Below are 25,428 nucleotides of genomic sequence, written 5' to 3'. Positions count from 1 at the left end.
TGCGGGGTGGACGTTGCTTCGGACTTGGTCACGATCGGGTGAAGTTGCCTCAGGCATGCAACCACACGGAACTTTCACGAGTCGGACACATGCAAGCCATATCTCGAGGGGACATCATGAGCCACCAGCCGTACCCGCAGCAGCCCGACCCGCAGCAGGGATGGGGCGCGCCGCCGCCCCAGCCGCCGAAGAAGAAGGGCAAGGGCAAGATCGCGGGCCTGGGCTGCCTCGGCGTCGTCGTCCTGATCGGCATCGTCTCCGCCGTCTCCGGTGGTGGCTCCGGCAAGTCGGACGACTCCAAGTCGGCCACCTCCGCGTCCAAGCAGGAGAAGCCGGCCGCCGGCAAGGCCGGCGGCAAGAGCGCCGGCAAGAGCAAGGCCGACGACACCAAGAAGGACAGCGCCAAGAAGACCGTCGTGTTCAAGGTGTGGGGCACCGCGCCCGCCGGCGCCCTCGGCTCGCTCGACATCACCTACGGCTCCGACAGCGACAACCGCAAGGGCAAGTTCGCCAGCGGCAAGTTCGAGGCCACCCTGCCGGTGAACAAGGACGCCATGTACTACAGCGTGACGGCGCAGCTGCAGGGCTCCGGCGACATCAACTGCTCGGTCACCATCGGCGGCAAGACGAAGAAGGGTCACGCCGCCGGTGGCTACAACATCTGCCAGACGCAGCTGAACGCCGGTCTTCTCGGCGGCTGGGACTAGGGCGGGCCTTTCTTTCGGATCGGGCCGGCTCCGGGCGACGGTGCCTTCCGAGGTGCCCGAGCGGCGTCCGGTGCGTGCAGATGCAGGGCGGAGGAAGGAGTCGACGCGATGGGGGTCCCCCTGCCCGAGCGCAGCCGAGAGCTCGGGGGAGTCGGCGAGTGACGACAACGCGGCAGATGTGCGTGCCGGACGCCACGACCCCGGCAAGATCCGAAAGAGAGGGCCTGGCCGCTCCCGCCCGGCCCCGCCGCGTGCCGGTGGGGCCTCCAGCTCCGACACCTCTGGGGGACCATGACCGACCGGCTTCCGCCGCAGCCCACCGTCCCGCCGCCACCCGCCGAGCCCCGGCTCCGGTAGCGACGCAGAGGACGCTCGGCCCGCGCACTGCGGGTCTGCTCGGCCTGACCGGGGCCGCCACCGACCGACGCTGGAGACTGGCCCGGTGACCAACACCATTACGGAGACCAACCGCGCCACCCTGATCCGCCGCGGCTTCGCCCTGGAGTACACCACCCTGGGCTGGAACGTCGCCGGCATCGTCGTACTGGCGACCGCCGCGCTCTCCGCCCGGTCGGTGGCCCTGGCCGGATTCGGTCTGGACTCCCTGATCGAGATCGGCGCCTCGACCGTGGTGATCTGGGAGCTCTCCGGCACGGGCGAGGTACGCCGGCGCCGCGGCCTGAAGCTGATCGGCGTCGGTTTCGCCGCCCTCGCCCTGTACCTTCTCGTCCAGTCGAGCTGGGCCCTCGCCACCGGCCTCCAGCCGCACCACTCCCCGCTCGGGATCGGCTGGACCGCCCTCACCGCGGCCGCCATGTTCGCCCTCGCCGCGGGCAAGGCCCGCACCGGAGCCGCCCTCGACAACCCTGTTCTGAAGACCGAGGGCCGCGTCACCCTCATCGACGGGCTCCTGGCCGCCGCCGTCCTGCTCGGCCTGCTCCTCAACACCACCCTCGGCTGGTGGTGGGCGGACCCCGCCGCCGGCTATGTCCTGGTCTACTACGCCGTCCGTGAGGTCCGGGAAATCTTCTCCGCCGACCACTGAATCCTGGCCGACCACTGAATCCTGGGCGAGAAGGGACGGACGTCGGTGCCGGGCGAGGCTGTGACCTGAGCGGGGGCGCCGACGGCCGCCCGCGCCCGGCCATCTGCCCCAGACCGGCTGGGGAACGCTGGCACCGCGCCAGGGAGTCGTACGCCCCGGCCAGGGCTGGACCGATGAGGCCCGGGCCGACGAGGACCGGCACCGAAGGCGCGCGCGTACGGATCAGGCCCGGGATTCCGGCGTGACGGGGGCGGTTTCGCCGCCCCCGACAACCGTCACCCCACGTCCGCCCCGCCGGGAGACGGCTCCGGTAGGCCGTTCAACCGGTCAGCCAGGATCATCGCCACATCGTCGGCCAGGTCGCCACCGGTGTGGCGGATCAACGCCTGGTGCAGCTGCTCCAGGAACTCCGGTGGCGTGGTGCCGACGCCTATCCCCTCCATGGCCTCCGGCAGAGCGAAGAATTCGCTGTCGCGGTTGCGCGCCTCGATCACGCCGTCGGTATACAGCAACAGACGGTCACCAGAGGTGAACGCATAGCTCTCAGGCTTCAGGGGGATGTCGCTGATGAGGTCTTCGAGGCCGAGAGGCGGCAACGGCAAGCTCGGCGTCAGTGGTGCAGTCCTGCCCTGGTGCAGCAGCAGGGGTGGCGGATGCCCACGGTTGACCAGCTGCACCACGGGTTCGTCCGGCACCTGCGCGATGAGCGCGGTGGTGAACCCCTCCAGCAGAACCTCCTGACCATACGCACCCGGCACGGCGAGTTCCCGTCGCAGCGCAGCCGAGCAGTGGTTCATGACCTCCACCAGGTCGTCCTCGTAGTGCACGGCCTCCCGGAACGCGCCCAGCGCCACCGCGACGGCTCGCACCGCGGACAGCCCCTTGCCCCGGACGTCCCCGACTATCATCCGGACGCCGTACCGCGTCTGTACGGCCTCGTACAGATCACCGCCCACCCGGGCCCCCGTCCCGGCCGCAAGGCACAGGCTGCCGGCCAACACTGGCCCGAGGCGCGCGGGCACGGGTCGCAGCACGACCTCCTGGGCCGCCACGGCGATCCGGCGGACCTGGTCGAGCTCTCTCTGCCTGCGCTCCTGCATGGTGCGGCTGGTGATGAAGCTGGCCGCGGAGACCAAGGCAAGAGCCAGGAAGTTGCTGTAGACCTGCAGGGTGCCCCATGCCCCGTTGTAGGTCGCGGTGGTCACACTGATCGCCAGCGCCAGGGCCGCCGCCGCAGTGGTGCCCCTGGGCCCCAACGTCACTGCCGCCAGCGCCGGCACCGCGGTGAGGAAGGGGCCGGTATAGATGAAGTGCGCGGGCGTGAGTTCGATGACCAGCACAGCCAGCGCGATCAGATAGGGCACACACTGCATCAGCGTGAAGATGACCCGGTTGTGACCGCCTGCTCCTGGCACCGGGGGTGAGCGCAAGAGCTTCATGCACCAAGCCTGCCTCGCTGAAACCCACGTCTCCACCCCAGCCCGCCGCCCTCGGCAGCACGGGGCCCGGCCCGGCCCATTCACAGACCGCGTGGGTCGGCCCACCTCACCTGGATCTTGTCCGGACCGGGAACCGGCCGCCTCCCAGGCACCCCACCACGTCTCCACGACGTACGGTCGGGCAGCAGCTCCGTCGGGCGCGGCCGCTCTCATCGTGCTTCCCGGCCGTCGACCGTAGGCGAGGAGCTTGACCAGGAGGTCGTGCGGCGGGTCGAGGTTCGGGACCGGGCGCTCAATCTCGCGTGAGGATGAGATGAGGAGAGGCATTCACGGTCACCACCCTGAGACCGCATGATGGTCTGCTATGGATCTCTCCGGAGTCGCGGCCATCCTGGCTCTCGCTGGTGTCCCGGTGAGCGTGCTCATAGCCAGGTGGCAGATGCGAGCCATGTTGGCCCAGGCCGAGATCAGTCACCGCGCGACCTTAGAGGCAGCTCAACTCACGCAGCAGGGCGCGCTGGAGGCGGTACGCGCTCAGTCCGAACGCGAGCGCCACCGTTGGTTGACTGAAGCACGTCGAGCTTCCTACCGGCTGTTCCAGCACTCGCTGTCTGAGTTTCGGCGGACGATCATGTCCGATGAGGTCGACATGGTGCGGCTGAGCGAGGCGTATTACGGAGTCCACGACACCGGCCACGAAATCGCCGAGGTTGGACCGGACAACGTCACCGGCCTCGCTTCGAGGCTGACAACCGAGTGCGAGCTCCTACGACACGACGTGGCGCTAGGACACCTGGCGTCGAGGCAGGAGCGCGAGGATCTGTGGAACGGACTGGTTGCACCACTGCGCAAGCACTTGGATGAGGCGATCTACGACGCTCTTGCTGGTGACTGACGGTGCGGCGCCTAGGGCGTATGGAGCCGAACCGACTGCACGCCAAAGGCCTGGAGGACCGGACCCCCACACGTAAGAAGACTGACTCAGGACGCCTTCCTCCTGAGTCAGTCCTCATGTCTTCGCCGGTGGGTGGCCAGCCCATCAGGCGCGTCTCTACCGCACGTCGACGTAGTCGCCGGCTGTCTTGACCGTCGCAGTAGTGCTTGTGCCGGAGAAGAAGTAGCGCCAATAGCCGTCGCTGGAGGCTGTGACGGTGGTCTTCAGGTTGCCGGTGCTGTTGGTGTAGACGGTTTTGACCGTCGTGTAGGTGCTTGTTCCTGCCTTGCGGAACTGCAGCTTGACCGGCTGGTCGGTGTAGCCCCGGTAGTCGTGGGTCTCCCAGTTGGCACGGGTCAGTTTGCCGGTGACGGTGATGGCCGCGCCCTTGGTGACCGGCTCCGGCGACGCGTTGACGCTGAGCTTCGAGTAGCGCTGGATGTAGGCGTACTTGTACGCATCCAGCGAGATGCCGCCGTTGCCCTTGTCGAAGGCGTCGACGGCGACCTTCCACTGCCCCGCCCACGCGTTCTTCCGCAGGTCGCGGGGATCGAGGGTGAAGGTGACACCGCAGGTCTTCGTCGTACTGTCGGCGGCGAGGCATCGGGTCGGCGCCCCAACAGCCGTCAGGCTGGCTCCGAGAGCTGACAACCGCCCCAGACCCTGTCTCAGTTTCCGTCTCGTCCACCATGGATCAGGGGCGTTCTCCCCCGTCCAGCGCCAACAGACTTGTCGAGCGTGTTGATGGGTGAGAGGGGGGTGGGGTCTGCGGCCTGCAACATAGTCCCGAGGTGGCTCCCGGGGACCTTTGTGCCCACCCCCCTTGACCGCGGACCTCGAAGGTTCTCTGACCGGTCTCATCCCAGTAGGCAAGCTAGCTTGGGACGCTGACAACGGCCTGGTACGAGGCCTGCGGTATCCCGGCCCATGCCTTTCCGCGACCGCGAGGGACCGTGCGGCGCGGGGTTGGTCGTCCCGGTCATCCTCCGGTCCGAGTGCGCGAAGGGGTTCTTTGTAGTCGCCGGTGGCAACGAGGTCATCGACGACCCGGACCATGGCGGGGATGCCGGCATCCCGGACGATGAGCCCGTCCCAGCACCAGAAGCAGCTGGGACGCTCGGGGGATCAGTCACGCCTTGCCTCGCACCCGGGCGAGCGGCCCTAGTACCCCAGCCGCTGTTTGTATCAAGCGCGCAGTGCCTGACTGCTTGGAACCCCGACCTTCCGCTCGACCATCCACCCGCTGTCTTCGTGGCCTCCTCGAGCGTCATCGGCAGAGGGAACGGCCGCTCGACCCCAGGGCCATGTGCCCCTGGATCCGCTCGGGATCGTAGGGCACCGCACACACCGTCACCGGAACTTCCCGGCTGCCGGCTGCCCGCGGTGCGTCACCGGTGCAGGGACTCGGCGACGGCCGGGTCCTCGAGCACGGTGACGCACCAGGCGAAGTGCTCGTCACCACCGCCCGGCGCGAAGGCGTCGCTCGTGGCCATCGCATAGGCGGCCCGGTACAGCAGGAGGTCGTCGACCGCGTAGCCGAACTCGTCGGCGAAGCGCGTGGTGAGCTGCCGGGTGATCTCCGGGGCGTGCTCGGTGCCCGCCGGGAAGATGGCCGCGGCCACGGCGGCGTCGAACCGGGGGTCCCCGCCCGTGGACAGGAAGCCGTAGTCCACGAGGGCGAGCGGCCGCAGGTCGTCGTCCACCAGCACGGTCTCCGGGAAGACGTCACCGTGGACGACCGCCTCGTCGGTACGGGGCAGCGAGCGCAGCTTCCGAAGCAGCCGGGCGCGCGTGTCGTCGAAGTCGCGGACTTGCGCGGAGAGCCGGTCCGCGCACCGGCTGACCCGCCGGTCCACCAGGTCCGCCAGGGCGGATCCGAAAGTGGTGTGGCCTTCCCACAGCGGGCGTTCCTCGTCCAGCACAGGAAGGTGCTTGACCTCGTCGACGTCATGGGCGTCCGCGAGGGCGCGCAGCACGCCGACCAGGCAGTCGACCGCTTCGGGCAGCACCTCGTCCGGGTCGTCGGTGCGGATCCTGCCCGCCAAGGGCTCGCCGGCCAGCTCCCGCTCCACGGTCATCGGGACACCGTCGATGTCCTCGACGGCGAGGATCTCCGGGGAGCCGAACGGCAGGTGCGCCGCGGCATCGGCGTAGAAACGCTGCATCCGCCGCAGTTCGGATCCCCGTCGGCGCTCCCACACCTTGGCCACCGTTCCGTCCCCGAGTCGGTAGACGGCTCCCTCCACCGCCGCCTCGACGGGCCCGGCGTCGGGATATCCGGCGTCGACGAAATGTCGTACGCGCCGGGCCGTGGTGTCCCGTATCGCATCGGACATCTCGTGCCTCCTTCCGCCCCCCGGCGTGAACGACCGGCCGGTCGGCGGGGCCGACGCCGGGACCATCTCCCACGGTAGGCCCCTCGCCCGCGCGACACCCGGTGACGGAGCGCTGCCGGACGCCGTGCGGTCCGCCACGCGTATACGGCGGAAGAGTGCCGGCGGATCCTGCATATCCGGAGCCGACAGTGGCTGTTCTTCGTACACTGGCGGCCGTCGCCCGCCGACGGCCGCGTCCGGCCACTGCGCGGGGACCCCCGACGGGCACCATGCACTGCGGCGTCCGTCGGCCGCAGCCCCCTACCGCTAATCCGGCCGTGCCCCGCCCGGGACGCAGGCCGAACTCGACCTTGCAGGATCGTGGGCGGGGCGGGAGGCGGCCCTTGACCAGGGCGCACGGCGAAGGGCCGCCCGCGGCCTCGGAGAAGCTCTGTCGGTGGCCTCCATCTGCACTCCACTGCGCGCCCAGAGCCGTGGCAGCAGCACGAGGAACGCCGCCCATCCTCATGGCTACGGCATCGCTTGAGGGGACTCCGTAAAAGATCATCGGGCCAGCCTGAGGCAGCGACCGGCGGGGAGTGGCGGGGAACCCCGGAGAGGGTTCCGAGAACGCGCACGTCAGCGACTTGCCAGCTCAGCCCCGGTCCGCATACGCGCTCTGCCAAACTGGGGCCGTAGCTACTTCTGCAACTCGCCGGTTGATACCACAAAGGCGACAATTTGAATCGCCGTTTCCTTGTCCATCTGGCAGATGGCCAGGCCGAGCGCTCGTTCGCCGCGATCCCAGAAGTTGCCGCTGATCGTTCCCTGCTCTAGCAACAGCTCGGTGAAAGGCGACGTCTCACCCTCTGCGAGCCGATGCGTGATGTCGACCAGGCGCGGGTCACCCCAGGCGACTGCGGCGGCAATCTCGTAGTTGCGGTACACCGACGCCAGGCGCTCTCCGGCCGCCGCGGCGGCTGAACCATCATGGTCATCCCAGAATTCATCGGACTCAGCAAGCACGATCGCATGGCCGCTCTCGTTACTGGTAACAGTCAGATCACCGCGTACCCATTCGACCCAAGACCCCGGAAACTCCCGGTTTTCGAACTCGGCATAGAGCGCTTGAAGATCCACATCCGGCATGCCCCGAGGCTACATCTTGCCCATCCAAGGGTGGTGGTCGAGCAATATGGGGCAGATCTGTCAAGAGGGAATCGATCGGCTGACACCACCGGCTGACACCAACAGTTGCGGACAGCGCCGACCGATGCCGGATCGCAACAGACGATCAGCCAAGGACTCCTGGCGGTTGACCGCCGCCGTTACCGACACCACATGGTCGACCTGATAAAGATGAGGCCAGACTTCAAAGCCTTCACCTCGTACGGGCGCCGTCCTCACCGTGGGGCGGCGCCCAGCGCCTTGACTCGGTCATTGAAACTCCCGGCCAAAGTCGCCACGCCGACCTCTCGGGTGTGCCGGGAGGTGGGCAGCCATGTCCTTCGGCAAGGAAAGTGGGCTGCGTCGGCTCCGGTCAGCGTGCAGCATGGCGGGATGCCGGATCTGTTGTGGGATGAGGTCAGGAGCTTCTTCGACCCTGACCTGATGGGGACGCTGCCGGATGCGTGGGTTGACGACGCCTCGGTCGAGGACTGGCAGGCGGTTCTCGACCTGGTCGAGGTCAGCGGCTGGAGGTATGAGTATTGCGAGGGCGAAACTGTCATCCCGCTGCCTTCGGCTGAGCAGGCGCTGTCGCGCCCTGCGGACGCTGAGTGCCCGAGTCTGCGTGTCTGGCCTGTCCCCGCGGTTCTTGCGATCTTTCGGTTCCTATCGGACGACGTGATCGACTTCGATGTCGACCTGCGGGAGCTGCAGGGGCAGAAGCGGCTGGACATCCTGTGTGGGTTCTTCGCGACGATCGGGCGGAGGCTGGGCAAGCCGGTGCTGATGTCGGCAGAGGGCGGAGCGCATCCGCTGCTCGGGTTCGATGTGCAGGCGGACCGTGTGGTGCTGCTGGCCGCCCCGGAAGTCAGCTGACCGCATGAGCAAGAGACGGTACGTCGCGCGAGGAGTGCCTGGTGGTTATCGAATCTGGGACAACAAGGCACGGCGTTGGTGGGGCGACCTCTACGAATTCTGCCCCGACGATCTCCTTACGGGGCTCAACGGTGGCGCCAACCCTGACAAGATCACCGCGCTGATGAAACGGTACCGGGCACTGAAGCGATAGCTGGCCGGGCGTGGGCCGTCTCTTAGCCGTCCGAGGCGAACCGGCGTTGACAGATGATGACAACTAGTCCTGGCGTCCACGCAGCTCACGACGACCAACGCTGACAACCATCGACGGCTAAGTCGCAGGTCGCAGCGTTGATCGATTAGATGACCGCAGGTCAGGGACCCGGCAGGTCACTTCTTCGGCTACTGGTCGCACACCGCAGCGCTTGACTCGCCCATTGCAACTCCCGGCCACTACGCCGCCCGCGCTGTACAGTCCGGGCAAGGGAGGGGTCCATGACTGACAAAGGCTCGGTGCAGGACAGGCTTCACGAGACCAGCACCCGCCTCAGAGGGACACTCATGGTGATCCTTTTGATCACCCTTGTGGCACTCGCACTCATGGGCTTCCTGGGTTTTGTCCTGGGCTCGCTCTTCTTCGTGCTGGGCGGCACCGTCGATCATTGATATGGCCCCTGGTCACTTGAGGCCCAACCTCAACGGCCAACCCGACGGCAGTCTGACGGCAACACCCGCGAACGTCACCGAACGCAGCCGTACGTCATCAGCCGTCAACCTCGGTCGCTGTCGGGACCGAAACCCATGAACGCCGCGCGATCAGCCCACCCAGTGGCACCAACCCCACGATCAGGCCCACGGTCACACAGCCTCTCGCGACGCCTCCGCGTTCCGGGGGTGCCGAGATGCCAGCTGTACCCATACGTGCCCTCCGACGCTTGCCGCAGTGACTGATCAGGCCCGTGAGTGGTCAGAGTGCCAGCTGCGGCCCGGTACGGCAGACGGCTTGATTCAGCCCGAGCCACACAGCTGGCAGCGTGGTCGAGGCCGGCGGGGCTACAGCGAGCCACACCCGCACCTGATCGGTCGGTGTGCCCGCCGTCGTGGCTGACTTTCGTCGGCTGAGGCACAGACGATCGCCGAGACGAGGTGCCGCCCTCACTGAGCGGAGGGCGCCCCATGATCTTGACTCGGTCATTGAAACTCCAGGCCGCTCCGCCGACCTGGATGCTGCCGTGCCGTAGCGATCAAGCCAGTTCCAGTTCCTTGGTCGGTGAGTTCCTGTCGAGCTGCCGACTACTGATCGCCCTCGGCGACTCTTGGCTCGCCCATTGAGACTCCGCCGACCGCGTGATCAAGGTCACCGAGCCGTGCCACGAGCGTGCCAGAGCAAGGGGGGAACCCCGGGGAAATCACGGAGACTTGCGGTAGCCGTAGACGAGATCAGCCCCCGACCAAACTTGCTGGTCAGGGGCTGATTCCCGTTACTGTGGCGGCGCCAGGATTCGAACCTGGGAAGGCTGAGCCGGCAGATTTACAGTCTGCTCCCTTTGGCCGCTCGGGCACACCGCCGGGGTCGCTGCCGTTCGCACCACTTCTCGGCGGTGCTCCCTGGCAACGACGTAAACAATACCCGATACGCAGGGGTGCTTCGCCACCCGATTGATCGGCGCCGCAGGGGCACCGGGTGGCTAGGCTTGTCCGGATGCGGCCCGGCTCTCAGGCCGGGCTCGGCGGCCATCCCACGCCCGCCGGCACGCACCCGACTCGCACCCCAGAAGGAGCCACAGGACATGGCCGACTCCAGTTTCGACATCGTCTCGAAGGTCGAGCGGCAGGAGGTCGACAACGCCCTCAACCAGACCGCGAAGGAGATCTCGCAGCGCTACGACTTCAAGGGTGTGGGCGCCTCGATCTCGTGGTCCGGGGACAAGATCCTCATGGAGGCGAACTCCGAGGACCGGGTGAAGGCTGTCCTCGACGTCTTCCAGTCCAAGCTGATCAAGCGCGGCATCTCGCTGAAGGCCCTGGACGCCGGCGAGCCCCAGCTCTCCGGCAAGGAGTACAAGCTTTTCGCGTCGATCGAGGAAGGCATCTCCCAGGACAACGCCAAGAAGGTGGCGAAGATCATCCGCGACGAGGGTCCCAAGGGCGTGAAGGCCCAGGTCCAGGGCGAGGAGCTGCGCGTCACCTCCAAGAGCCGCGACGACCTCCAGGCCGTGATCGCCCTCCTGAAGGGCAAGGACTTCGACTTCGCGCTGCAGTTCGTGAACTACCGGTAGCCGGTAGTACGAGCCGTCGGCGGTCCGACGATTGCAGTGGTACGAGAAGGGTGGGCACCCGAGGGTGCCCACCCTTCCGTCTTCGGTGCGTCTCGGTACGGCGTCAGTCGCGCGAGTTGCCGAAAAGGATGCGGTAGGCGATCAGCAGCACGAGGGAGCCGCCGATGGCCGCGGCCCAGGTGGCGCCGTCGTAGAAGTGCTTGCTGACGGGGTGGTCCAGCCAGCGGGCCGAGATCCAGCCGCCGATGAACGCGCCCGCGATGCCGATGAGCGTCGTGCCGATGAAGCCGCCCGGGTCGCGGCCCGGCAGCAGAAACTTCGCGATGGCCCCGGCCAACAGCCCGAGAATGATCCAACTGATGATGCCCATGCCCTGAACCTGCCCTTCCACGCTGTGTCCGCACCGTCCCGGCGTTGTGGAATCGGTTCGGACGGACTGTGCCCGCGGGCCGTGCGCCGTTCTCGTCCTCGTCGTGTCCGACCGGTGCTGGTCGTGGCGTCTGCCACACGCGGTCTGCCACACGTGTGTTCGTGCCGCGTTGATGGAGGGGACGTCAGGGCGACATCCTCCGGTTGCGTCGATCAGTAGGGTGCGGCCCATGACACCGCCCACTTCCACCACCGAGCTGCGACGCACGCTGGGGCTCGGGGACGCCGTGGTCATCGGCCTCGGCTCGATGATCGGGGCGGGGATCTTCGCCGCTCTGGGCCCGGCCGCGCGCGCGGCCGGATCCGGTCTGCTGGTCGGCCTCGGGGTCGCCGCCGTGGTCGCCTACTGCAACGCCATGTCGTCGGCACGGCTCGCCGCCCGGTACCCGGCCTCGGGCGGCACCTACGTGTACGGCCGTGAGCGGCTCGGCGTGTTCTGGGGATACCTCGCGGGATGGGCGTTCGTGGTGGGGAAGACGGCCTCCTGTGCGGCGATGGCGCTCACCGTGGGGACATACGTCTGGCCGGGGCAGGCGCACGCCGTGGCGGTCGCGGCGGTGGCCGCACTCACTGCGGTGAACTACGGCGGCATCCAGAAGTCCGCCTGGCTGACGCGGGCGATCGTGGCGGTGGTCCTGGCGGTCCTCGCTTCGGTGGTGGTCGTGTGCCTGGGCTCCGGCGCCTCCGACGCCCAACGGCTCGCCATCGGCGACTCCGGTGGTGCGAGCGGCGTGCTGCAGGCGGCCGGGCTGCTGTTCTTCGCGTTCGCCGGGTACGCGCGGATCGCGACCCTCGGCGAGGAGGTACGGGATCCCGCGCGCACCATCCCGCGCGCGATCCCGCTCGCTCTCGGTGTCGCGCTCGCCGTGTACACGTGCGTGGCTGTCGCCACCCTTTCCGTGCTGGGGCCGGGTGGGCTCGGGAGCGCGAACGCCCCGCTGGCCGACGCGGTGCGCGCGGCCGGAGCGCCGGTGATGGTCCCGGTGGTACGCGCCGGGGCCGCCGTGGCGGCGCTGGGGTCGCTGCTGGCGCTGATCCTGGGTGTCTCGCGCACCACGCTGGCCATGGCCCGGGACGGGCATCTGCCCCGTCCTCTGGCCGGCGTGCATCCGCGTTTCCAGGTGCCGCACCGGGCGGAGTTGGCCGTGGGTGCGGTGGTCGCGGTCCTGGCCGCCACGGTGGACGTCCGGGGCGCGATCGGTTTCTCCTCCTTCGGTGTGCTGGCGTACTACGCGGTGGCCAATGCCTCCGCCTGGACCCTCGACGCCGCCCCGGTCCGGCGGGTCGTGCCGGCGCTGGGTCTGGTCGGGTGCGTGGTGCTGGCGTTCGCGCTGCCGTGGATCTCCGTGGTCGTGGGCGCGGGAGTGCTGGCGGTGGGCGTGGTCGCGTACGGCGTACGGCGGTGGGTGACGGCGGCGCGGTAGACGGGCGCGCGGGTACGGGTGAGGGTGCGGGTGCAGTGACCCTGCACTCGGGCGCACGGGTTCGGCGCGGTGGCCGCGTACTCGGGCGCGCGGGTGCGGGTGCGGCTGCGGTGGCCGTGCTTCGGGCGTCGGTGCCGCGGTTGCTGTGGCTCGGGTGCGGTGCGCGTGCGGTGGCCGTGCGCTCCCTGGGGCAGGCTCAGGGCGTCTGGGCCGGCCCCGTGCGTATGCGGAAGTCGGGCCAGGGGGCCATCTCCAGCTCCTCGTTCATCTCCTCGTACCAGCCCGTGCCGTCGACCCAGGTGTGCAGCCAGTCGGCGAGGCTGGGCGCGTCGATGAACCAGGCGTGGTCCGGGTCGCCCGGGTTCGGCTCGAAGAGCAGCACGGTGCCCTCCGGGGCCCAGCAGTCCACGCACGCGTACATGGCGCAGCCCCAGTGGGATATCGGCAGCACGCCCTCGGGCCAGGGCCACTCCGGGTCCCTGCGTCCGCTCTCACGCTGGGACAGGTAGTGCGGGACGGCGGCGGGTTCACCGGCCGGGGGGCTGTCGAGCAGGGGCAACAGCCCGTACTCCGGGCCGAATCCGCCGTCTCCTACGCGCAGGTAGAGCTGGGCGAGCAGCGGGGGCAGGCGGAACCCCAGCGCGGCCTCGGCCCGGGCCAGCGTGGCGGTGTCCACGGGGGCGGGAAGCGAAGTCCACCCGTACGGACGGGTGTCGCGGGCCTTGGCCTCCAGCCGTGTCAGCAACTGCTCGTGCGTGGTCATGGGTTCATCATGCAGGCTGCCACCGACAGTCGGGCGGGCCTGTGGACAACCGGCGCGATGTGGACAACCGGGTCGGCCCGTCAGCGCGTCGGTCCGTCAGCGCGTCGCGAACGGCTCGTCGGTGCGGACGATCTCGCGGCCCAGCGGGAACAGGGAGACCGGGATCAGCTTGAAGTTGGCGATACCGAACGGGATGCCGATGATCGTGAGGCACAGGGCGATGCCCGTGGTGATGTGGGTGAGCGCCAGCCACCAGCCCGCCAGGAGCAGCCACAGGACGTTGCCGACGCACGAGGGGGCGCCCGCGTCGCGGCGCTCGACCGTGGTGTACCCGAAGGGCCAGAGGGCGTAGACGCCGATCCGGAAGGCCGCGACGCCGAACGGGATGCCGATGAGGGTGAGGCACAGCAGCACGCCCGCCAGGAGGTAGCCGAGGAACAGCCAGAAGCCGCTGAGGATCAGCCAGATGACGTTGAGGAGTGTCTTCACTGTTGGCGACCTGCCATCTGCTCGAGTCGGGCGATGCGCTCCGCCATCGGCGGGTGGGTGGAGAACATCCTGGCAAGCCCCTGCCCCGGGCGGAACGGGTTCGCGATCATCATGTGGCTCGCGGCCTCGATGCGCGGCTCCGGGGGCAGGGGGAGCTGCTGGGTGCCGATCTCCAGCTTGCGCAGGGCGCGCGCGAGGGCGAGGGGGTCGCCGGTGATCCGGGCGCCGGAGGCGTCCGCCTCGTACTCCCGGGAGCGGCTGATGGCCAGTTGGATGAGCGAGGCCGCGAGGGGCCCGAGAATCATGATCAGCAGCAGGCCGAGGAGGCCGGGGCCGTCGTCGTCGTCCGAGCGGCCCACGGGGATGAGCCAGGCGAAGTTGACCAGGAACATGATCACGGAGGCCAGGGCGGCGGCGACGGACGAGATCAGGATGTCGCGGTTGTAGACGTGGCTGAGCTCGTGGCCGATGACCCCGCGCAGTTCGCGCTCGTCGAGCAGGCGCAGGATGCCCTCCGTGCAGCACACGGCGGCGTTGCGCGGGTTGCGGCCGGTGGCGAAGGCGTTCGGCGCCTCCGTCGGGGAGATGTACAGGCGGGGCATGGGCTGGCGGGCCTGGGTGGAGAGTTCGCGGACCATCCGGTAGAGGGCCGGGGCCTCGAACTCGCTGACCGGGCGGGCGCGCATGGCGCGGAGTGCGAGCTTGTCGCTGTTCCAGTACGCGTACGCGTTGGTGCCGATGGCGACGAGGACCGCGACGATCAGGCCCGTACGGCCGAAGAAGCTGCCGATGACGATGATGAGTGCGGACAGTCCCCCGAGGAGTACTGCGGTCCTGAGCCCGTTGTGCCGGCGGTGCACGGTACGCCCTCCAAGTGGTGCGGCAGGGGAACCCTTCGCTTGCTGTGCTGCGGTGCCCCTGGTGCCGTGGTGTCACGTCCAGTGGACCCTTCCGTACTGGTCAACGCCAGGCGGGGGCCGCTGGTTCCCTAGTGCGTGCGTCGGCGCGCGGGCCGTCCGGGTGAGCGGGAGACCGGTCGGCACGCGCGCGTGGAGGGTGAGTGCCCCGTGGGCACGTGCCGACGCCCGGGTGTCGAGCCGGGTCCTGGGCCTTCCGGTGCCGGGCGGGGCCCCGGCACCGGCCGGCGGCTCAGAACAGGGTCGTACCGGCGAAGCGGAGAACGAGCTGGGGGGCGCCGGACAGGGCGACGCCGAGGACGGCCGTGAGGGTGATCGCGGCCGTGAGGGGGGCTGGGAGGCGGTGCGCGGCGGGCTCGCCCTCGGGGGCGCGGAACAGCAGGGCCGTCCACTGGAGGTAGTAGAACAGCGCGACGACGACGTTGACGGCCATGACGACGGCGAGCCAGCCGAGTCCGGCGTCGACGGCCGAGGAGAAGACCGTGACCTTGGCGAAGAGGCCGATGACACCAGGCGGGAGCCCGGCGAGGCACAGCAGGAAGAAGGCCAGGAGGAGCGCGGTCAGCGGGTTGGTGGTGTACAGGCCGCGGTAGTCGGTGACGCGGTTGCGGGTCCTGGTGCGGCCGACGAGCGCGGCGACCGCGAAGGCGCCGAGGTTCACGGCGGCGTACATGAGGGCGTACGCGACGGTGGAGCCGATCGCCTTCTGGGGGTCCTTCGCGTAGCCGGCGGCGGCGATCGGCACCAGGAGGTAGCCGGCCTGGCCGACGGAGGACCAGGCGAGCAGCCGTACCGCGCTGTACGCGCGCGTGGCCTGCTGTCGCAGGGCACCGACGTTGCCGACGCTCATGGTGAGCGCGGCGAGGACGGCGAGGGCCGGGCCCCAGACGTCCGCGTACGACGGGAAGGCGACGACGGTGACGAGGATCAGGCCGGTGAAGCCGACCGCTTTACCGACGACCGACAGGTAGGCGGCGATCGGCAGGGGTGCGCCGGCGTAGGTGTCGGGGACCCAGAAGTGGAAGGGGACGGCGGCCGTCTTGAAGGCGAAGCCGACGAGGGTGAGAACGACGCCGGTCTGGGCGAGTGTGTGGAGCTGTCCGTCGACGTGCTGGATCCGGTCGGCCACCTGTGTGAGGTAGAGGGTGCCGGTCGAGGCGTAGACGAAGCTGATGCCCATGAGGCTGACGGCGGTGGCGGTGACCGACGACAGGAAGAACTTCAGGGCGGCGTCGGAGGACCTGCGGTCGCCCTGCCGGATGCCGGCGAGCGCGAAGGCGGGAAGGGAGGCGACCTCCAGGGCGACGATCAGGGTGGCCAGATCGCGGGACGCGGGCAGTAGAGCGGCGCCCGCGGCCGAGGACAGCAGCAGGAACCAGTACTCCCCTTCGGGAAGCGCCTTGCGGGCGTCCTTGAGGGTGGTGACCGACAGGAGGGCCACGAGGAGGGCGCCGCCGAGGACGAGGAACTGGATGACGAGGGTGAAACGGTCGGCGCTGTAGCTGCAGACGTCGGCGTGGCCGGTCAGGCAGAAGGTGGTGCGGTCGCCGTCGAGCAGGGGCAGCAGGAGCAGCGTGGCGGCGGCGAGGCCGGCGACCGAGGTCCAGCCGAGGAGCGGCTTGCGCGCGTCGGGGACGAAGAGGTCGGCGACGAGGACGACGAGGGCGGCCACCGCGGCGAGGGTGGGGGGCGCGATGGCGAGCCAGTCGACGGACTGGACCGCCGATTCGGCCAGGGGCTGGGCCACGGCCTGCGTGGTGGGCTGGGCCAGGGCGCTCATCGGGTGCCTCCTGCGAGGAGTTGCTGCACGGCCGGGTCGGTCAGGCCGAGCAGGGCCTTCGGCCAGAGGCCGGCGACGACGGTGAGGACGACGAGCGGGGTCCAGGCCGCGAACTCGTAGGTGTGGACGTCGGCGAGTCGCGGTGCCTGTTCGGGTACGGCGCCCATGCAGACGCGGCGGACCACCACGAGCATGTACGCGGCTGTCAGCAGGGTGCCGAACGCGCCGATCGCCATGAAGGTGAGGAAGGCGGGCCGGCTGAGGCCGGTGGCGGGCTCGAAGGCGCCGAACAGGGCCAGCATCTCGCCCCAGAAGCCGGCCAGGCCCGGCAGGCCGAGCGAGGCGACGGCGCCGAAGGCGAGCAGACCGCCGAGGCGCGGGGCCTTGCCGTACAGCGCGGCGCCGGTGTCCTCGGCGAGGGTGTCGAGGTCGGTGCTGCCGGTGCGGTCCTTCAGCGCGCCGACCAGGAAGAAGAGCAGGCCGGTGATGAGGCCGTGGGCGATGTTGGCGAACAGCGCGCCGTTCACGCCGGTCGGGGTCATGGTGGCGATGCCGAGCAGTACGAAGCCCATGTGGCCGACGGACGAGTAGGCGATGAGCCGCTTCAGGTCGCCCTTGGCGCCCCGCTTGGCCAGGGCGAGACAGGCCAGGGATCCGTAGATGATCCCGACGACGGCGAGGGCGGCCAGGTAGGGGGCGAAGGTGCGGAAGCCGTCGGGCGCGACCGGCAGAAGAATACGGACGAACCCGTACGTACCCATCTTCAGCAGTACACCGGCCAACAGGACCGAGCCGACGGTCGGAGCGGCGGTGTGGGCGTCCGGCAACCAGCTGTGCAGGGGCCACATCGGGGTCTTGACCGCGAGCCCGATCCCGATCGCCAGAACGGCGATGACCTGCACGGATGTGGTCAGCGACCGGCCGTTGTCAGTGGCGAGTGCCACCATGTCGAACGTGCCCGCCTTGATTCCGATCAGGAGCAGGCCGAGCAGCATGACGACCGAACCGAGCAGGGTGTAGAGGATGAACCGCCAGGCGGCGGCCTGCCGGCCCTCTCCGCCCCAGCGGGCGATGAGGAAGTACATCGGGACGAGCACCGTCTCGAACGCGAGGAAGAACAGCAGCAGGTCGAGGACGGCGAAGGTCGCGAGGGTGCCGGACTCGAGGACGAGCACCAGCGCGACGAAGGCCTTCGGGGTGGGTCCCGAAGGCATCTTGAAGTAGCTGTACAGCGCGCAGAGGAAGGTCAGCAGCGCGGTCAGGACGACGAGGGGGAGGGAGATGCCGTCGATGCCGAGGTGGATGCGCACGTGGAGTGCGGGGATCCAGCTGATGTCGGTCGTGGCCTGCATCTTCGACGGGTGGTCGTGGTCGAAGCCGAGCGCCAGGGCGATCGCGGCGAGAAGGACCGCGCCGGTCACGGTGACGCCGTGCCGCAGCACGGCCTGCTCGGGCGACTTCCCCTTCAGCCCGGGCGGGGCCGGCAGGAGAGCGGCGAGCGCGCCGAGGAGCGGGGCGACGACGACGAACGCCAGAAGGAACTGCATCACGGACTCGCTGATATCGATCACGCCTGCTCACGTTCCCGTGGCGACGAGGACGGCGGCGACCGCGAGGACGACGGTGCCGGCGAGCAGTGCGCTCACATAGGTCTGCACATTGCCGGTCTGGGCACGCCGTACGGCGGCCCCGAGCAGCCGGGGCAGGGCCCCGGCACCGCGTACGTAGGTCTCGACGACCTCGCGGTCCAGGAACCGGACGAGACTCGCTGCGGCCAGCACCGGCCGGACGAAGAGGACCGCGTACACGGCGTCGAGGTGGAAGCCGACGGCGGCGTGGCGGTGCAGCGGGCCGAGCAGCAGCCGTCCGGGGTCCGCGGGGTCGGGCGCGTAGGCGACGTCGCCGTAGGCGGGCGCGTGGCTGGCGATGGCCTCGGCCTCGACGGCTCCGGCGTCGGCCTTCGGGTGGGCGGCGACCGCACCGAGCGGGACGCGTGCGGCGACGGCGGTGGTGTGCCGCCAGGCGCCGTAGGTGACGATCCCGCCGGTCAGGGCCAGGCCGGTGCCGAGCACGGATGTGGTGAGGGTCGGGGTGAGGTCGCCGCCGCCGAACCAGTCGGGCAGCAGCCGGAAGGCGAGCCCGCCGAAGGCGAGGGAGGGCACGGCGAGTACCCACAGCACGGCGTTCATGACCAGGGGCTGCCTGCCGTGGTCGGGGGCCTCGGCGCCCCGGCCGCGGAAGGCCAGCAGCCACAGGCGCATCGCGTAGGCGGCGGTCAGCAGGGCCGTGAGCAGCGCGGAGACGAGGACGACCCAGCCCGCCGCGCCGGGGGCGTGGCCGGCGTGGCCGGTGGCGGCCTGTTCGGCGGCGCCGAGGACGGACTCCTTGGAGAAGAAGCCGCTGAAGGGCGGGATCGCGGCGAGCGCGAGCAGCGCCACGGTCATCGTCCAGTAGGCGTCGGGGACGCGGTCGCGCAGGTGGCTCATGCGGGACATGGCGGCCAGCGAGTTGGTGCCTGCGGCGTGGATGATCACGCCGGCGGCGAGGAACAGCAGCGCCTTGAAGGCGCCGTGGGACAGGAGGTGGAAGACGGCGGCGCCGCGGTCGCCGACGGCGAGCGCGCCGGTCATGTAGCCGAGCTGGCCGATCGTCGAGTAGGCGAGGACCCGCTTGATGTCGTCCTGGGCGAGTGCGGCGACGGCGGAGCCGGCCATCGTGACGGCGGCCATGACCGCGAGGACGACCATCGCGGCCGAGGAGGCCTGGAAGACGGGGAGGAGACGTGCGACGAAGTAGACACCGGCGGCGACCATCGTCGCGGCGTGGATCAGCGCGGAGACGGGCGTCGGGCCCGCCATGGCGTCGGGGAGCCAGGTGTGCAGCGGGAACTGGGCCGACTTGCCCGCCACGCCGGCGAGGAGCAGCAGGGCGACGAGGGTCGGGTGGTGCAGCCCGCCGCCGGCCACGGTGCCGAGGATCCTGGTGATCCGGAAGGAGCCGGCGTCGGTGCCGAGCGCGAACAGCCCGATCAGGAAGGGCACGTCGCCGAGTTTGGTGACCAGGAAGGCCTTGAGGGAGGCGGCGCGGGCCTCCGGGGTCTCCCAGTAGTGGCCGACGAGGAAGTAGGAGCAGATGCCCATGACTTCCCAGCCGACCAGCAGCACGATCAGGTCGCCCGAGTAGACGACGAGCAGCATCGCGGAGGTGAAGAGGGAGACGAGAGCGGCGTACGAGGAGTAGCGCGGGTCGTCGCGCAGGTAGCCCGTCGAGTAGATCTGCACGCAGCCGGCGACCAGGCCGACCAGGACGGCGACGAGCGCGGCGAAGCCGTCGATGTGCAGGGCGAGGTAGATCGGGACCGAGCCGGTGGGGGTGAGTTCGGTGGCGGCGTCGACGGCCGGGCCGCCGCCCTGCCGCGCGGCGACCAGTACGGCCAGCGCGAAGGAGGCGAGGGCCGGCAGGACGGCGAGCGGGCGGACGAATCCCGGGGCGGTGCGGCCGAGCAGCAGGCCGGCGACGGCGCCCAGGAACGGAAGGAGGGGGACGAGGACGGCGAGGGTGGTCGTGGTCACGCGGTGGCCTCAGCCTTCTTCGCGGCCCGTGCGGTGGTGGCGGGGGCGTCACTGTCGGGGCCGTCGTCGTGGCCTTCGGCGGCGTCGCGGAGCCGGTCGATGTCCGAGGTGCCGCGGTTGCGGTAGACGGCGAGGACGATCGCCAGGCCGATGCCGATCTCGGCGGCGGCGATGGCGATGGTGAACAGGGTCAGGGCCTGGCCGGAGTGCAGGGTCTCCGCGGCGGTCCTGCTGAGCCAGACGTCGAAGGCGACGAGGTTGAGGTTGACGGCGTTGAGCATCAGCTCGACCGACATCAGGACCAGGATCGCGTTGCGGCGGGCGAGGACGCCGTACAGGCCCGTGCAGAAGAGGAGGGCTGAGAGCACGGCGGGATAGGCGAGGTGCATCAGCGGACACCTTCCTGGGCGGCCCGATCACCGGGGGCGCCGGGAGACTCCGGTGCGCCCGCGGCCCCGGCGGCCGAGGGTTCCGGGACTGTGGCGTCTGCCTTCGCCCTGCGGGAGAGCACGATCGCGCCGACCAGCGCGGCGAGGAGGAGGACGGAGAGTGCCTCGAAGGGCAGGACCCAGTTCTGGAAGAGGCTCTCGCCGGTGACCCTGGTCGATCCTGCGGGGGCGCCGTCCAGGTCGATCCAGGTGGTGCGGAACGCGTCGACGACGACCCAGACCAGGGCGGCCGCGGCGGCGACGGCCACCGTGAGGGCCGCCCAGCGGTTGCCGGAGTCGGCGTCCGGGGAGCCGCCGATGGGGGCCCGGGTGAGCATCAGGCCGAACAGGAGGAGGACGACCACGGAACCGACGTAGATGAGGACCTGCACCCAGGCGATGAACTCGGCGCTGAGCAGGAGGTACTCGACGGCCAGGCCGCCGAGGGTCACCACCAGCCAGAGGGCGGCGTGCACCAGCTGGCGGGTGGTGACGGTGACGAGCGCGGCGCCGAAGGTGCCCAGGCCGACCAGGAGGAAGGCGATCTCGACACCCGTCGGGGAGAGGAAGCCGTGGCCCGGGGCGGCGGCGGTCGTCGTGACGTGCGCCGTCGCGGCGGCGGCGGAGAGGATCACGCGTCTCCCTCCTGGGGCTCGGCCTGTGCCGCGGCGAGCTTCTCGGCGGTCTTGCGGGCGGCGGCGATCTCCTTGGGCTCCTCCGCGCCGGGGTCCAGGGCGGGCGGGGCCGGGACGGTCCACATCCACTCGCGCAGCTTGTCGCGCTCGTGTGTGAGGTCGCGGATGTCGGTCTCGGCGTACTCGAACTCCGGGGACCAGAACAGGGCGTCGAAAGGACAGACCTCGATGCAGATACCGCAGTACATGCACAGGGAGAAGTCGATGGCGAAGCGGTCGAGGACGTTGCGGCTGCGTTCGCGGCCGCCGGGGGTCGCCGCCGGGACGGTCTCCTTGTGCGAGTCGATGTAGATGCACCAGTCCGGGCACTCGCGGGCGCACAGCATGCAGACCGTGCAGTTCTCCTCGAACAGGCCGATCACCCCGCGGGTGCGGGGCGGCAGGTCCGGCTGGACGTCCGGGTACTGCTGGGTGACGGTCTTCTTCGTCATCGTGCGCAGGGTGACGGCCAGGCCCTTGGCGAGGCCGGAGCCGGGGAAGGGCGACATCAGGAGATCACCACCTTGACGATGCCGGTGAGGGCGATCTGGGCGAGGGAGAGGGGGACCAGGAGGGTCCAGGAGAGCTTCTGGAGCTGGTCCTCGCGCAGACGGGGGTAGGTCACGCGGAGCCAGATGACGACGAAGGCGAGGACGGCCGTCTTCAGCAGGGTCCACACCCAGCCGAGGCCCTCGGCGCCCCACGGCCCGTGCCAGCCGCCCAGGAAGAGGACCGTGGTCAGGCCGCACAGGACGACGATCCCGGCGTACTCGGCGAGGAGGAACAGGGCGAAGCGCAGTCCGGTGTACTCGGTGTACGCGCCGAAGATGATCTCCGAGTCGGCGACGGGCATGTCGAACGGCGGGCGCTGCAGTTCGGCGAGGCCGGCGACGAAGAACACGATCGCGCCGACGATCTGCCAGGGCAGCCACCACCAGTGGAAGGCGTGGACGATGCCGGGGAGGGACACCGTGCCCGCCGCCATCGCCACGGAGGCGGCGGTGAGCAGCATCGGAAGTTCGTAGGCGAGGAGCTGGGCGGCGGTGCGCAGGCCGCCCAGGAGGGAGAACTTGTTCGCGGAGGACCAGCCGGCCATCAGGGAGCCGAGGACGCCGACGCCCATGACGGCCAGCACGAAGAACACACCGGCGTCCAGGACCTGACCGACTGCACCCTCGCCGGGGCCGATCGGGATGGCGAGCAGCACCAGGAGGTACGGCAGCAGGGCGACGGCGGGGGCGAGCTGGAAGATACGGCGGTCCGCACCCGCCGGGACCACGTCCTCCTTCTGCGCGAACTTCACACCGTCCGCGACGAGCTGGGCCCAGCCGTGGAAGCCGCCGGCGTACATCGGGCCGAGGCGGCCCTGCATGTGCGCCATCACCTTGTGCTCGGTCTGGCCGACGATCAGCGGGAAGGTGAGGAAGACGACGAAGACGATCAGGAGTCGCAGGGCGACGTCGACCGCGTCGTTCACTGCGGGCCTCCTTCGGGGGCGTCGGGGGTCGGGGTGTCCGTGGAGTCGTTCTGCCGGTCGCCGGCGCGGTCGCTGGTCCGGGCGTCGGTCCGGTCGTTCGTTCGATCGCCGGTCCGGTCGTCCGTCCGGTCGCCCGGGGGCTGCTCGGGCGCATCGCCGCCGGGCCGGTCGGGCTTCCTGGCGTGCCGCTCCGGCTCGGGGGCGGGCTTCGGGCTCTTCTCGGCGCTCTGCTCCGGCTCGGGCTCGGGCTCGGGCTCGGGCTCGTCGAAGGCCGGGCGGGCGTGGTGCCAGGGTGCGTCCGAGCTGCGGGGGGCCGCGGGGGACCGGGGCGAAGTGGGAGTCTCCGGCCGCGACCGCTGCGAGGCCGAGCCCTCGCTCACGCTGCGGGCGCGGCGCGGACCGGCCGGGGCCCCGGAGGCCGGCCCCTCGGGCGGAGAGGCCGCGTCCACGGACGCCGGAGGCCGCGGGGTGGTGCCGGTGCCCGTGCCGGTCTCCGTACCGCCGCCGACGCCGGTGTCGGTGTCGGTGTCGCCGGTCGTCGTCGCGGGCGGGCTGACCGGCTCGCGGGCCGCCGAGTCCCCCGTCGCGGGGGCTTCCGCCACCGCCGGCCCCTCTGCGGCCGCGGCCCGCGTCGACGCACCCTCGGCCGCCGACCGCCCAGCCGACCGCTCCTCAGTCGCCCGCGGCCCGGCTGCCCGCTGCTCACCGGCCTGCTGTTCCGCCGTAGGCCGCTCTGCCGTCTGTCGCTCTGCCGTCTGTCGCTCTGCCGTCTGTCGCTCTGCCGTCTGTCGCTCTGCCGTCTGTCGCTCTGCCGTCTGGCTGGCCGAGCCCTCCGCCGCGCTGCGCATGCGCCGCGCCGGGCGCTCCCCGGCCGCGCGCACGGCACGCTCGCCCGCCGCGGTCGCGGTGCCCTCCCCTGCCCCGCGTGCCGCACGGGCCGGACGCTCGCCCGCGGCGCGGGCCGGGCGTTCCCCCGCCGCTCGGGCGCCACGGGCCGGGCGGGCCGGGGCGGGTGGGAGCTGGCCCTTCTGGGGGCCCCACTCGTTGGGGTCGGGCACGCCCGGGGGCAGCATCTGGCGGCGCTTGGGCCCGCCGTGGTCCGACTCCCCCGGCTCCTTCGCGCCCGGCCACGCCTTGGCGACGCGGGCCGCGAGGACGAAGTCCTTGCGGAGGGGGTTGCCCTCGAAGCTCTCCGGGAGGAGGAGGTGGTCCAGGGCCGGGTGGCCCTCGAAGACGACGCCGAACATTTCGTGCGTCTCGCGCTCGTGCCAGGCCGCGCCCGCGTAGACGTCGACGGCCGTGGCGAGGGCCGGTGCCTCGTGGGGGACCGTGGTGCGCAGGAGCAGCCGGCGTACCGGGGCGAGGGCGACGACGTGGGCCGAGACGCGGAAGCCGGTGCCCGGTTCGTCGACCGCGCTCAGCCAGTCGAAGTAGGTGCAGCCCAGTTCGTCACGGGCGGTGCGCAGCGCGGAGACCCAGGACGCCGGCGGTACGTCGACGGTGAGGACCTCGTAGGACTCCTCGGCCGTGGCGTCCGGGCCGAACAGTTCCTCGGCGGTGGCGGGCAGCCATCCCACGGCGGTCATCGTCCCTCCTCGGCGGCGGGGCCCGGCGGTCGCACGAGTCCGCTCTGCAGCGCCGCCGTCGAGGGGCGCGCTGTCCCGGTCGCGTACCGCTCCCCCAGCGACTCGCGCGCGATCTTCTCCTGGAGCTTGAGGATGCCCTGGAGCAGCGCCTCGGGACGCGGCGGGCAACCTGGGACGTAGACGTCCACCGGGATGATCTGGTCGACGCCCTTGGTGACGGAGTAGGAGTCCCAGTACGGGCCGCCGCAGTTGGAGCAGGCGCCGAAGGAGATGACGTACTTCGGTTCGGGCATCTGCTCGTACAGGCGTTTGACCGCCGGGGCCATCTTGTCGGTCACCGTGCCGGAGACGACCATCAGGTCGGCCTGGCGCGGACCCGGCGCGAAGGGGATCACGCCGAGGCGGATGAAGTCGTGCCGGGCCATCGACGCGGCGATGAACTCGATCGCGCAGCAGGCGAGGCCGAAGTTGAAGACCCAGAGCGAGTAGCGGCGGCCCCAGTTCAGGACGACCTTCATCGGCTCGGGGGCGAGGCGCGCGAGGGCGCCCAGCCGCTTCGGCTCCGGAAGGAGCACGGGACCGGGAGCGGCGGCCTCGGAAGCCGCAGGAGGGACGGACTCGGAGGCCGAGGCGGACTCGGGAGCCGAGACGGGCCCGGAGGCCGAGGGGGTCTCGGGGGCCGAGGGGTTCACGTCCATGCCAGGACGCCCTTCTTGTATGCGTACAGCAGGCCCACGGCGAGGAAGCCGAGGAAGATGAACATCTCCACGAGCGTCGCCGCGCCGTAGCCGGGGGCGGCGAAGACCGTCGCCCAGGGGAACAGGAAGATCGAGTCGACGGCGAAGACGACGTACAGGAACGCGTAGACGTAGTAGCGGACCTGGGTGTGGGCCCAGCCCTCGCCGACCGGGTCGACGCCGCACTCGTACGTCAGGAGTTTCTCCGGGGTGGGCACGACCGGGCGCAGCAGGCGGCCCGCGCCGAAGGCGACCGCGACGAAGAGCACGCCGACGAAGGCGAGCAGTCCGACGACCGCATAGGACTGGAAGTAGTCGGCCGCGATGACGACGGTCGACCCCCGCAACGTCTCCCGCACCGTCCGTTCCCTCGCTCCCTGTCCTCGAGACCCGGGTGACCTTCGTGGTCTC

The 25,428-nt window shown here is 70.4% G+C and carries 26 protein-coding genes and 1 tRNA gene; 8 read left to right on the top strand and 19 right to left on the bottom strand.

Features of this window, described 5'->3' with window-relative positions; genetic code table 11:
- Nucleotides 1-116: 116 nt before the first annotated feature.
- Together ACF1A5_RS00885 and ACF1A5_RS00880 are read left to right on the top strand one after the other, a co-directional pair.
- Nucleotides 117-707: a hypothetical protein gene (locus ACF1A5_RS00885; protein ID WP_392190690.1), complete on the top strand. Its 591-nt coding sequence runs from the start codon at nucleotides 117-119 to the stop codon at nucleotides 705-707.
- A gap of 442 nt (nucleotides 708-1,149) precedes the next feature.
- Complete coding sequence (locus ACF1A5_RS00880; RefSeq protein ID WP_392190689.1) at nucleotides 1,150-1,752, top strand: cation transporter; 603 nt, start codon at nucleotides 1,150-1,152, stop codon at nucleotides 1,750-1,752.
- Nucleotides 1,753-2,027: 275 nt separating this feature from the next.
- Here ACF1A5_RS00880 and ACF1A5_RS00875 read toward each other — a convergent pair whose 3' ends face one another.
- Complete coding sequence (locus ACF1A5_RS00875; RefSeq protein ID WP_392190688.1) at nucleotides 2,028-3,191, bottom strand: PP2C family protein-serine/threonine phosphatase; 1,164 nt, start codon at nucleotides 3,189-3,191, stop codon at nucleotides 2,028-2,030.
- A gap of 364 nt (nucleotides 3,192-3,555) precedes the next feature.
- Here ACF1A5_RS00875 and ACF1A5_RS00870 point away from each other — a divergent pair, with 364 nt between their 5' ends.
- Nucleotides 3,556-4,086, top strand: a complete 531-nt coding sequence (locus ACF1A5_RS00870; RefSeq protein WP_392190687.1) for a hypothetical protein — start codon at nucleotides 3,556-3,558, stop codon at nucleotides 4,084-4,086.
- A 156-nt stretch (nucleotides 4,087-4,242) separates the two neighbouring features.
- On the opposite strand, the gene ACF1A5_RS00865 is transcribed toward ACF1A5_RS00870, so the two are convergent.
- From ACF1A5_RS00865 to ACF1A5_RS00855, 3 genes are all read right to left on the bottom strand, one after another.
- The gene (locus ACF1A5_RS00865; RefSeq protein ID WP_392190686.1) at nucleotides 4,243-4,776 is read right to left on the bottom strand and encodes a hypothetical protein; all 534 of its coding nucleotides are present in this window, start codon (nucleotides 4,774-4,776) and stop codon (nucleotides 4,243-4,245) included.
- Nucleotides 4,777-5,513: 737 nt separating this feature from the next.
- On the bottom strand, nucleotides 5,514-6,461 hold the full coding sequence (locus ACF1A5_RS00860; protein ID WP_392190685.1) for a phosphotransferase family protein: 948 nt from the start codon (nucleotides 6,459-6,461) through the stop codon (nucleotides 5,514-5,516).
- Nucleotides 6,462-7,139: 678 nt separating this feature from the next.
- Nucleotides 7,140-7,589 carry a hypothetical protein gene (locus tag ACF1A5_RS00855; RefSeq protein ID WP_392190684.1) on the bottom strand — a complete coding sequence of 150 codons (450 nt, stop codon included), beginning with the start codon at nucleotides 7,587-7,589 and terminating at the stop codon, nucleotides 7,140-7,142.
- Nucleotides 7,590-8,000: 411 nt separating this feature from the next.
- Here ACF1A5_RS00855 and ACF1A5_RS00850 point away from each other — a divergent pair, with 411 nt between their 5' ends.
- The 3 genes from ACF1A5_RS00850 (at nucleotide 8,001) to ACF1A5_RS00840 (ending at nucleotide 9,128) form a co-directional block, all read left to right on the top strand.
- Nucleotides 8,001-8,483: a hypothetical protein gene (locus ACF1A5_RS00850; protein ID WP_392190683.1), complete on the top strand. Its 483-nt coding sequence runs from the start codon at nucleotides 8,001-8,003 to the stop codon at nucleotides 8,481-8,483.
- Nucleotides 8,484-8,487: 4 nt separating this feature from the next.
- Nucleotides 8,488-8,676: a hypothetical protein gene (locus ACF1A5_RS00845; protein WP_392190682.1), complete on the top strand. Its 189-nt coding sequence runs from the start codon at nucleotides 8,488-8,490 to the stop codon at nucleotides 8,674-8,676.
- A 281-nt stretch (nucleotides 8,677-8,957) separates the two neighbouring features.
- Entirely contained in the window at nucleotides 8,958-9,128 is a 171-nt protein-coding gene (locus ACF1A5_RS00840) for a hypothetical protein (RefSeq protein WP_392190681.1), read from the top strand.
- A gap of 821 nt (nucleotides 9,129-9,949) precedes the next feature.
- On the opposite strand, the gene ACF1A5_RS00835 is transcribed toward ACF1A5_RS00840, so the two are convergent.
- Nucleotides 9,950-10,031: transfer RNA gene (locus ACF1A5_RS00835), tRNA-Tyr, on the bottom strand.
- A gap of 221 nt (nucleotides 10,032-10,252) precedes the next feature.
- Between ACF1A5_RS00835 and ACF1A5_RS00830 the strand changes: the two genes are divergently transcribed.
- On the top strand, nucleotides 10,253-10,741 hold the full coding sequence (locus tag ACF1A5_RS00830; protein ID WP_392190680.1) for a YajQ family cyclic di-GMP-binding protein: 489 nt from the start codon (nucleotides 10,253-10,255) through the stop codon (nucleotides 10,739-10,741).
- Between the two features lie 103 nt (nucleotides 10,742-10,844).
- Here the strand turns inward: ACF1A5_RS00830 and ACF1A5_RS00825 are convergent, their stop codons facing one another.
- Nucleotides 10,845-11,111, bottom strand: coding sequence for a GlsB/YeaQ/YmgE family stress response membrane protein (locus tag ACF1A5_RS00825; protein WP_356189389.1), 267 nt, complete (start codon nucleotides 11,109-11,111; stop codon nucleotides 10,845-10,847).
- Nucleotides 11,112-11,340: 229 nt separating this feature from the next.
- Between ACF1A5_RS00825 and ACF1A5_RS00820 the strand changes: the two genes are divergently transcribed.
- Nucleotides 11,341-12,594 carry an APC family permease gene (locus ACF1A5_RS00820; protein WP_392190679.1) on the top strand — a complete coding sequence of 418 codons (1,254 nt, stop codon included), beginning with the start codon at nucleotides 11,341-11,343 and terminating at the stop codon, nucleotides 12,592-12,594.
- A gap of 196 nt (nucleotides 12,595-12,790) precedes the next feature.
- Here ACF1A5_RS00820 and ACF1A5_RS00815 read toward each other — a convergent pair whose 3' ends face one another.
- The 13 genes from ACF1A5_RS00815 to ACF1A5_RS00755 all read right to left on the bottom strand — a co-directional run bounded on the left by ACF1A5_RS00815 (nucleotide 12,791) and on the right by ACF1A5_RS00755 (nucleotide 25,376).
- Nucleotides 12,791-13,357, bottom strand: a complete 567-nt coding sequence (locus tag ACF1A5_RS00815; protein ID WP_392190678.1) for an SMI1/KNR4 family protein — start codon at nucleotides 13,355-13,357, stop codon at nucleotides 12,791-12,793.
- Between the two features lie 96 nt (nucleotides 13,358-13,453).
- Nucleotides 13,454-13,846: a YccF domain-containing protein gene (locus tag ACF1A5_RS00810; protein ID WP_392190677.1), complete on the bottom strand. Its 393-nt coding sequence runs from the start codon at nucleotides 13,844-13,846 to the stop codon at nucleotides 13,454-13,456.
- Nucleotides 13,843-14,706: a zinc metalloprotease HtpX gene (htpX, locus tag ACF1A5_RS00805; protein WP_392190676.1), complete on the bottom strand. Its 864-nt coding sequence runs from the start codon at nucleotides 14,704-14,706 to the stop codon at nucleotides 13,843-13,845. Before htpX ends, ACF1A5_RS00810 begins: the two co-directional genes overlap by 4 nt.
- Before the next feature lie 289 nt (nucleotides 14,707-14,995).
- Nucleotides 14,996-16,543: an NADH-quinone oxidoreductase subunit N gene (locus ACF1A5_RS00800; RefSeq protein ID WP_392190675.1), complete on the bottom strand. Its 1,548-nt coding sequence runs from the start codon at nucleotides 16,541-16,543 to the stop codon at nucleotides 14,996-14,998.
- A complete protein-coding gene (locus ACF1A5_RS00795) occupies nucleotides 16,540-18,114 on the bottom strand; it encodes a NuoM family protein (protein WP_392190674.1) in 1,575 nt (524 codons plus the stop codon). Before ACF1A5_RS00795 ends, ACF1A5_RS00800 begins: the two co-directional genes overlap by 4 nt.
- 6 nt (nucleotides 18,115-18,120) lie before the next feature.
- On the bottom strand, nucleotides 18,121-20,115 hold the full coding sequence (locus tag ACF1A5_RS00790) for an NADH-quinone oxidoreductase subunit L (protein ID WP_392190673.1): 1,995 nt from the start codon (nucleotides 20,113-20,115) through the stop codon (nucleotides 18,121-18,123).
- A complete protein-coding gene (nuoK, locus tag ACF1A5_RS00785) occupies nucleotides 20,112-20,504 on the bottom strand; it encodes an NADH-quinone oxidoreductase subunit NuoK (RefSeq protein WP_392190672.1) in 393 nt (130 codons plus the stop codon). The genes ACF1A5_RS00790 and nuoK overlap by 4 nt, the downstream gene beginning before the upstream one ends.
- A complete protein-coding gene (locus ACF1A5_RS00780) occupies nucleotides 20,504-21,178 on the bottom strand; it encodes an NADH-quinone oxidoreductase subunit J (RefSeq protein ID WP_392190671.1) in 675 nt (224 codons plus the stop codon). Before ACF1A5_RS00780 ends, nuoK begins: the two co-directional genes overlap by 1 nt.
- The gene (locus tag ACF1A5_RS00775; protein WP_392190670.1) at nucleotides 21,175-21,726 is read right to left on the bottom strand and encodes a NuoI/complex I 23 kDa subunit family protein; all 552 of its coding nucleotides are present in this window, start codon (nucleotides 21,724-21,726) and stop codon (nucleotides 21,175-21,177) included. Before ACF1A5_RS00775 ends, ACF1A5_RS00780 begins: the two co-directional genes overlap by 4 nt.
- Complete coding sequence (locus ACF1A5_RS00770) at nucleotides 21,726-22,694, bottom strand: NADH-quinone oxidoreductase subunit H (RefSeq protein ID WP_392190669.1); 969 nt, start codon at nucleotides 22,692-22,694, stop codon at nucleotides 21,726-21,728. Before ACF1A5_RS00770 ends, ACF1A5_RS00775 begins: the two co-directional genes overlap by 1 nt.
- Complete coding sequence (locus ACF1A5_RS00765) at nucleotides 22,691-24,280, bottom strand: NADH-quinone oxidoreductase subunit C (RefSeq protein ID WP_392190668.1); 1,590 nt, start codon at nucleotides 24,278-24,280, stop codon at nucleotides 22,691-22,693. The genes ACF1A5_RS00770 and ACF1A5_RS00765 overlap by 4 nt, the downstream gene beginning before the upstream one ends.
- Nucleotides 24,277-24,978 (bottom strand): NADH-quinone oxidoreductase subunit B, encoded by a 702-nt coding sequence (locus ACF1A5_RS00760; RefSeq protein WP_392190667.1) that lies wholly within the window; start codon nucleotides 24,976-24,978, stop codon nucleotides 24,277-24,279. Before ACF1A5_RS00760 ends, ACF1A5_RS00765 begins: the two co-directional genes overlap by 4 nt.
- Nucleotides 24,969-25,376 carry an NADH-quinone oxidoreductase subunit A gene (locus ACF1A5_RS00755; RefSeq protein ID WP_392190666.1) on the bottom strand — a complete coding sequence of 136 codons (408 nt, stop codon included), beginning with the start codon at nucleotides 25,374-25,376 and terminating at the stop codon, nucleotides 24,969-24,971. The genes ACF1A5_RS00760 and ACF1A5_RS00755 overlap by 10 nt, the downstream gene beginning before the upstream one ends.
- Nucleotides 25,377-25,428: the final 52 nt, after the last annotated feature.

The organism is Streptomyces sp. NPDC014864 (genome assembly GCF_043081525.1).
GTDB lineage: Bacteria > Actinomycetota > Actinomycetes > Streptomycetales > Streptomycetaceae > Streptomyces.
This window is presented reverse-complemented; position numbering and strand designations above follow the sequence as displayed.

Excerpts from the sequence above, each read along its gene's own strand:
- ACF1A5_RS00830 (WP_392190680.1), top strand. The coding sequence starts at position 10,253 with ATGGCCGACTCCAGTTTCGACATCGTCTCGAAGGTCGAGCGGCAGGAG.
- ACF1A5_RS00825 (WP_356189389.1), bottom strand. The coding sequence starts at position 11,111 with ATGGGCATCATCAGTTGGATCATTCTCGGGCTGTTGGCCGGGGCCATC.
- ACF1A5_RS00840 (WP_392190681.1), top strand. The coding sequence starts at position 8,958 with ATGACTGACAAAGGCTCGGTGCAGGACAGGCTTCACGAGACCAGCACC.
- ACF1A5_RS00855 (WP_392190684.1), bottom strand. The coding sequence starts at position 7,589 with ATGCCGGATGTGGATCTTCAAGCGCTCTATGCCGAGTTCGAAAACCGG.
- ACF1A5_RS00860 (WP_392190685.1), bottom strand. The coding sequence starts at position 6,461 with ATGTCCGATGCGATACGGGACACCACGGCCCGGCGCGTACGACATTTC.
- ACF1A5_RS00815 (WP_392190678.1), bottom strand. The coding sequence starts at position 13,357 with ATGACCACGCACGAGCAGTTGCTGACACGGCTGGAGGCCAAGGCCCGC.
- ACF1A5_RS00845 (WP_392190682.1), top strand. The coding sequence starts at position 8,488 with ATGAGCAAGAGACGGTACGTCGCGCGAGGAGTGCCTGGTGGTTATCGA.
- ACF1A5_RS00870 (WP_392190687.1), top strand. The coding sequence starts at position 3,556 with ATGGATCTCTCCGGAGTCGCGGCCATCCTGGCTCTCGCTGGTGTCCCG.
- ACF1A5_RS00885 (WP_392190690.1), top strand. The coding sequence starts at position 117 with ATGAGCCACCAGCCGTACCCGCAGCAGCCCGACCCGCAGCAGGGATGG.
- ACF1A5_RS00850 (WP_392190683.1), top strand. The coding sequence starts at position 8,001 with ATGCCGGATCTGTTGTGGGATGAGGTCAGGAGCTTCTTCGACCCTGAC.
- nuoK (WP_392190672.1), bottom strand. The coding sequence starts at position 20,504 with ATGCACCTCGCCTATCCCGCCGTGCTCTCAGCCCTCCTCTTCTGCACG.
- ACF1A5_RS00765 (WP_392190668.1), bottom strand. The coding sequence starts at position 24,280 with ATGACCGCCGTGGGATGGCTGCCCGCCACCGCCGAGGAACTGTTCGGC.
- ACF1A5_RS00875 (WP_392190688.1), bottom strand. The coding sequence starts at position 3,191 with ATGAAGCTCTTGCGCTCACCCCCGGTGCCAGGAGCAGGCGGTCACAAC.
- ACF1A5_RS00800 (WP_392190675.1), bottom strand. The coding sequence starts at position 16,543 with ATGAGCGCCCTGGCCCAGCCCACCACGCAGGCCGTGGCCCAGCCCCTG.
- ACF1A5_RS00775 (WP_392190670.1), bottom strand. The coding sequence starts at position 21,726 with ATGTCGCCCTTCCCCGGCTCCGGCCTCGCCAAGGGCCTGGCCGTCACC.
- ACF1A5_RS00820 (WP_392190679.1), top strand. The coding sequence starts at position 11,341 with ATGACACCGCCCACTTCCACCACCGAGCTGCGACGCACGCTGGGGCTC.
- ACF1A5_RS00760 (WP_392190667.1), bottom strand. The coding sequence starts at position 24,978 with ATGGACGTGAACCCCTCGGCCCCCGAGACCCCCTCGGCCTCCGGGCCC.